General features: G+C 30.5%; 4 protein-coding genes and 1 pseudogene. 3 read left to right on the top strand and 2 right to left on the bottom strand.

What is annotated here, in order from left to right:
• Positions 1 to 110 precede the first annotated feature (110 nt).
• From CLTEP_RS13105 to CLTEP_RS13095, 3 genes are all read left to right on the top strand, one after another.
• On the top strand, positions 111 to 2,798 hold the full coding sequence (locus tag CLTEP_RS13105) for a carbohydrate binding domain-containing protein (protein WP_066827415.1): 2,688 nt from the start codon (positions 111 to 113) through the stop codon (positions 2,796 to 2,798).
• 74 nt (positions 2,799 to 2,872) lie between these two features.
• A complete protein-coding gene (locus tag CLTEP_RS14730; RefSeq protein ID WP_153016345.1) occupies positions 2,873 to 4,345 on the top strand; it encodes an RHS repeat-associated core domain-containing protein in 1,473 nt (490 codons plus the stop codon).
• A 21-nt stretch (positions 4,346 to 4,366) separates the two neighbouring features.
• Positions 4,367 to 4,768 carry a hypothetical protein gene (locus tag CLTEP_RS13095; RefSeq protein WP_066827414.1) on the top strand — a complete coding sequence of 134 codons (402 nt, stop codon included), beginning with the start codon at positions 4,367 to 4,369 and terminating at the stop codon, positions 4,766 to 4,768.
• A 201-nt stretch (positions 4,769 to 4,969) separates the two neighbouring features.
• On the opposite strand, the gene CLTEP_RS13090 is transcribed toward CLTEP_RS13095, so the two are convergent.
• Together CLTEP_RS13090 and CLTEP_RS13085 are read right to left on the bottom strand one after the other, a co-directional pair.
• Positions 4,970 to 5,566 carry a 50S ribosomal protein L25 gene (locus tag CLTEP_RS13090; protein WP_066827412.1) on the bottom strand — a complete coding sequence of 199 codons (597 nt, stop codon included), beginning with the start codon at positions 5,564 to 5,566 and terminating at the stop codon, positions 4,970 to 4,972.
• A 255-nt stretch (positions 5,567 to 5,821) separates the two neighbouring features.
• Positions 5,822 to 6,118, bottom strand: a pseudogene (locus tag CLTEP_RS13085) (IS200/IS605 family accessory protein TnpB-related protein); the annotation flags it as partial.

Genomic DNA, 6,118 nt, shown 5'->3' with positions numbered 1-6,118 from the left:
ATTAGCTATATAATTTTGGTAATAATCAGAGGTTGGGACGACCTTGTTAGCTTGGGTAAACTTGCTCCATTGGGAGTATTGACCAAGAAGCCCCCACTTCAACGAAGTAAGTGGAGGGTAGTTCACAAAACAAGTTATCACTTCGTTCAAAACTTCAAAGACCAATAATGAACTATCTTATGAACCATAATGTAAAAGGAAGTGACTACTGGTTTGCAGGAAATGATGCTTCATCAACTGGTTCAGCAGTATTTAGCAATGATAACAAATACATCGGAAACCAATCCTTAAAAATTGATAAAACAAATAATATTGGGAAACACTATTTTATTCAACAAGTAGCATTGAGAAAAGGCAATACATATACATTTTCAGCGTATGTAAAAGCAAATAGCATTTCAAGGACAAATAGCAAAGGTGCAAAACTTTTTGTAGAATATCAAGATAAAACAGGAGTATGGAAAACCGTAGATTCAAAATATATAAACGGTACAACAGATTGGGAAAGATATGAAACTAAATTCACCTTACCAATAAATGCTATATCTTCTACTATAAAGGTAGGAGTTGGAATAGATAGTGAAACAGGAACTGCTTATTTTGACACACTTCAACTTGAAGACGGTTCCATAGCAAATAGATACAATATACTTGAAAATCCTAATCTATACTATAATTCAAATGCAGATACTCCTTATTACTGGAATAAAAACAATAATTGTACTGATAATGATAAATCTGAGACATTGACAACAAGTGATACAAGCTACCCAACAAAGCTTGATAGCAATAGAAAAGTATTTAAATTTACAGGTGAAGCAGACAAAGATAAAAGTTTATATCAACAAATAAATATATCTGCTAAAAAAGGAGACGTATTTGTTGTTTCAGGATGGGCAAAAGCGGATTCAGTACCTATGACATCAGATAGAACACTTGGACTTGATATAGCACTAGTAAAATCAAATGGAGAAAAACATTGGGAATATATACCTTTTAATGAAAACTCAAGCGAATGGCAATATGTATCAAAAAAAATAGTATTAAAAGAAGATTGCAAAAGTATAACGTTTTACTGTCTATACTACCAAAATGCAAATACAGCATATTTTGACGGACTACAACTTTACAAAGAAGAATTTGGCCAGAGTTATACTTATGATGAAAATGGAAATGTAATTTCTACTGTTGATTTAGCAAAGCAGGAATCAACTTTTGAATATGACGGAAACAATAATCTAATAAAATATGTTGACCCAAAAGGAAATGAATTTAACTACACATATGATACTAATTATAACATAAAAACAGCTACTACAGCTGAAAATGTCAAATACTCATTTGAATATGACAGCTATGGAAATGTCAAAACAGCAAATATTGGTAACTCAGAATTGTTCATAAAATCAACAGCAGAATACACAACAAATGGAAACTATATTAAATCTATAGAAGATTCTTCTGGCAATAAAATTAACTACAACTTTGACAAAACTAAAGGAACACTCAAAAGCGTTATAGATGAAGCTGGAAAAACAACAAGCTATGTTTATGATACAAATCTTGACAGGCTTCAGAGTGTATCCAAGGATGTTGATGGACAAACAATAACAAATAGCTATACCTATGAAAATGACAGAATTAAAACCATAACACATAACGGATTTAACTACAGCTTTGAATATGACTCACTAGGAAACAATAAAGTTGTAAATGTAGGTACTCAGAACCTTATAACAAATACCTATGAAGACAGAAGTAGTAAACTAAAAGAATCATTCTATGGAAACGGTGACAAAGTAGAATATATTTATGATGATGAAGATAGAATAATAGCTGAAAAATATAATGGTGCTCAAAAATATAGTTATGAATATGATTCAAATGGAAATATTGGTCGCCATTATGATGTGTACAATAATGTTAACTACCGCTATATGTATGATGCAGCAGACAGACTAGCTAAAATAACTGATTCAAATGGAAACACATTAAGCTATGATTATGATATAACAAATAATCTCAGCGATTTTAATGAAAAAGTAAATAATACAGGACACATAACAAATTATGAATATGATAAAGACAACAGAATCAAAGATATTTACTACAATAACCCTATTAAAAATGATGAATATGTAGAATACTTTCCACTTAACGGAAGTGCAAAAGGTTCAAAAGGAACTAAACCATACAGCTATAATGCATCATTTGGAAAAGATGAAAATGATAAAACGGTATTAAGAATAAACAGTACAGATAAAACGACAGTTCTTTACGATACAGGTATAAACAAAAATTCGGGTACAATTGGACTTTGGTTTAAAACAAACACAGCAGATGTAGGAAGATATTTAATAAACTGCAAGGGAGCAAATAATGAATTTATAGATATGTATATAAGTTCTGATAATAAATTAAAGCTTGCAGTAAGAAATACATCTGGTTTATGGATTGAATTAACAAGTAGTACAGTTACAGTGGACACAAACACATGGTATTATGCAGCATTTACATGGAATTTAAATGGAAGCACATTGGAATATGCACTATATTTAAATAATAACGCATATACAGGTACAACAAATGATTTCAAAGATTTTACTGGTGCAAAAACGAATATAGGAAGGCTTCAAAATGATTCATATCCATATTATTTAGATGGACAAGTTGAACAATTTACATTCTATAATACAGCACTAAATCACACAAATATCAATTCAATATATGATAGTAGCAGAGGAAATAGAGTACACTATGATTACGATGTTTTAGGAAGATTACAAAGTAAAAAATAAGTACAGGTAAATGCGAATTTAATACAAGCTTTGAATATGAAGCAGGTGCATCTGCAAACTCAACAACAACTAGAGTGAAGAAAATAAATAACAATGGTGAAAATATTACCTATACTTACGATAAAAAAGGAAATATTAAAACAATAACAGAACCAAGAGGACAAATACTATATTACTACAATGAATTAAATGAATTAATACAAGAAGACAATCAAATACTAAATAAAACAATAATTTACTACTATGATAAGGGTGGAAACCTAACAAGAAAACAAGAAATAGCTTATGGAAGTGGAACAAAAACAAATTATTATTATGAATATAATAATTCTAATTGGAAAGATAAGCTAACAAGTTATGATGGAAAAGCAATAACCTATGATGCAATTGGGAACCCCTTAACCTATGACGGATGGACATTTGATTGGGAAAAAGGAAGACAACTAAAATCCTTAAATGGAAATGGTTACAACATTGACTACAAATACAATTCATCAGGTATAAGAACAGAAAAAACAGTAAATGGCATTACAACAAAATATCATATTGTTGGTAATAAAGTAACATATGAGACAAATGGAACTGATAATATCTACTATACCTACAGCAGTAGTAGTAATTTAGTAAGTATGAATCTAAATGGTGATGAATACTACTACATCAGAAACGTTCAAGGAGATATTATTGGACTATTTGATAAAGATGGAACAGAAGTAGTAAAATATACTTATGATTCATGGGGAAAACTAATATCTATAGAGGGAACACTAGCATCAACTGTAGGAGTTAAAAATCCTTATCGTTACAGAGGTTATAGATACGATACAGAGACTGGATTGTACTATCTTCAGTCCAGATATTATAGTCCTAAATGGGGAAGGTTTATTAATGCAGATGGAATAGCAGGAAGTACTGGAGATTTGTTGTCTCATAATATGTTTGCATATTGCATGAATAATCCTGTGAATATGAAAGACCCATCTGGATTTAGACCAATATTTACTTTAGGTGAAGAAACTAAAGCAATGGTAGAAGCTTCATTTGATATTATGAACGGAGCAACACTTACTGAAATAAGCAATAACTATGAATCAAAAGGAAACATAAAAACCAGTACGATTTATGCTACAGCTGCATCAATAGCAGATAATGCTACAGCAACAATTGCAAAAAAATTCATCAAAGATACAACCAGAAAGACTATATATGGTCTTTTTGGTGCAGTATGGAGAAATACAAGTGTAACCTTTCATGGCGTAGCTCCACTTGTAAGAAGTGCTATTGGAATTATAGGAACGGCTGGTTTCTTTATTTATAATTCAATAAGCGTTTTAAATAAGTACGGTTGGTCTTGGCAAGGTGGAGGGAAAAGAGTGTTTGTTGATTTTATTACAACAGGGGTCGCTGTTGGTTTAGGAATGTTACTTATTCCAGCATCAGCAGGTGTATTTGCAACAATAGGCATTGGAACTGCTATAGGTTTAGGAGTTGAAATGGTAAGTAGAACCTACAAATGGTATAAATTTAAGGATAGTTTTTGGGGCTAACTTTAGTAGGAGGAAATATAAATGAAATCGAAAAATAATTTACTTGGTGGAATAATCGCTGGAGCAGTAGTTTTGTTGATTAATTTTTTGCCAATTGAATTCGGAAATATGCTTCCTGTATTATTTAGCATTGTCGGATTATCAACAACTATATATTTAATAATAAAACAAAAACCGTTGAATGAAATTATATTATTTTTCGTGTTAACTATAGTCATGACTTTATATTCAGCTGCCTATATAGAGCATAAAATATATAATACAGAAAATATGTTAAAGGTAGCTGGGATAGTAACATTTGTTATACTAGTTATTGTTTTATTAGTAGCAACTTATAAAAACTTTAAAAATGGAAATGTAATAGTAGCGGCTATGTGGTTTATATTGTTTTTAGCTTCTATCAGTTTGTTATTTATAAAGTAGTAAAAATTTTTGAAAGGTACCTGGTACCTTTCAAAAACTGGAATACAGTTTTTACAGTTATTTATGACACAGTTATATACAAAAATTCGGATACAATAAAATGATTCATATCCATATTATTTAGACAGACAAAAGGCAAATTAAAGGGGCTATAGCACTAAATAATTAGTGCCATAGCCCCTTTCTTATATCCCTATATGTCTACAATATAGCATCCTCTTTCTCTTCATTATCATCTTCTTCATCGAACTCTGAATTGTTGGTTGTTATTGAAACTATTACAGTATTTTCTGGTTCTATGAATGTAAAATCTTCTCCTAATTCAACATCGCCTATTCTTACCATTCCCCCTATACCTAAATTAGACACATCAATATCAATACTTCTAGGAATATTATCTGCTTTGCACTGTATTTTTACAGATGTTTTTTCTTTTTGAATAATTCCACCTTTACTCTTTACAGCACCTTCACCTTTAAGTACAATAGGAATTTCTGTTTGTATATATTCATTTCCATCTACTTTTTCTAAATCAATATGTATTACCTTATGGCTTAATGGTTCTCTTTGGACTTCTTTAATCAATGCTTTAATTATACTTCCATCAACCTCCACATTCAACAGTCCATGTTCTCCATCTCTTTTAATCTGATTATTTAGTTCTATTTCACCAACTTCAAACATAAAACTATTAATACCACTTCCATATAAGACACCTGGAATTTTACCATTTTTTCTTTCCTTTTTAGCAAAATGATTGCATTTTTTAACTCTTTTCTGTATATTTAATGCTTCCAAAATTATCTCCTGATTTCTAAAATTTAGACAATCTTACCTGTCTAAATTTTTCACCTTATCGGACTAATAAGATGGTGGTATAACAGGATTCAACCACTAGGATAGCATTGCTAAATCTCGTCTTGCCACTATTGTTCAATTATCCCAATAGAGTCCTACAAGATTATGGGAGTTACCCATTCCTCAAAATATTTTAATCACCTAAGCCTTTCCTACTAGGTGTACTTAGGCAATACATATATTTTTAAGTTACTTCTAACTTGCTATTCCTAATAATTTCTTCCTATTGATTAACCACAAATCAGGCTTTACACCTACCTTTCCTTTTATATTTTTATTTATTACAGTCCATTTTTTCCATTCATTATATGTATTAAATTCTTCTATATCATCAATAAACTTATCAACCAATATTTTTGGTACTTTTTCTTTAAATCCATAACTCCTTCTTGCTATGACCATTCCTGCACCATTATGAACTACCATTCCATATTGATGGCAGTATTTATACAAACCTATCTTACTTGTAAATTGTGGCTTAACCTTGATTAT

This window comes from Clostridium tepidiprofundi DSM 19306 (genome assembly GCF_001594005.1).
GTDB lineage: Bacteria > Bacillota > Clostridia > Clostridiales > Clostridiaceae > Clostridium_AC > Clostridium_AC tepidiprofundi.
Note: the sequence above shows the minus strand (reverse complement) of the source record. Positions and strands in the feature narration are given on the sequence as shown.

Bases quoted from the DNA above. Each gene is read 5' to 3' on its own strand.
- CLTEP_RS13095 (WP_066827414.1), top strand. From the start codon at position 4,367: ATGAAATCGAAAAATAATTTACTTGGTGGAATAATCGCTGGAGCAGTA.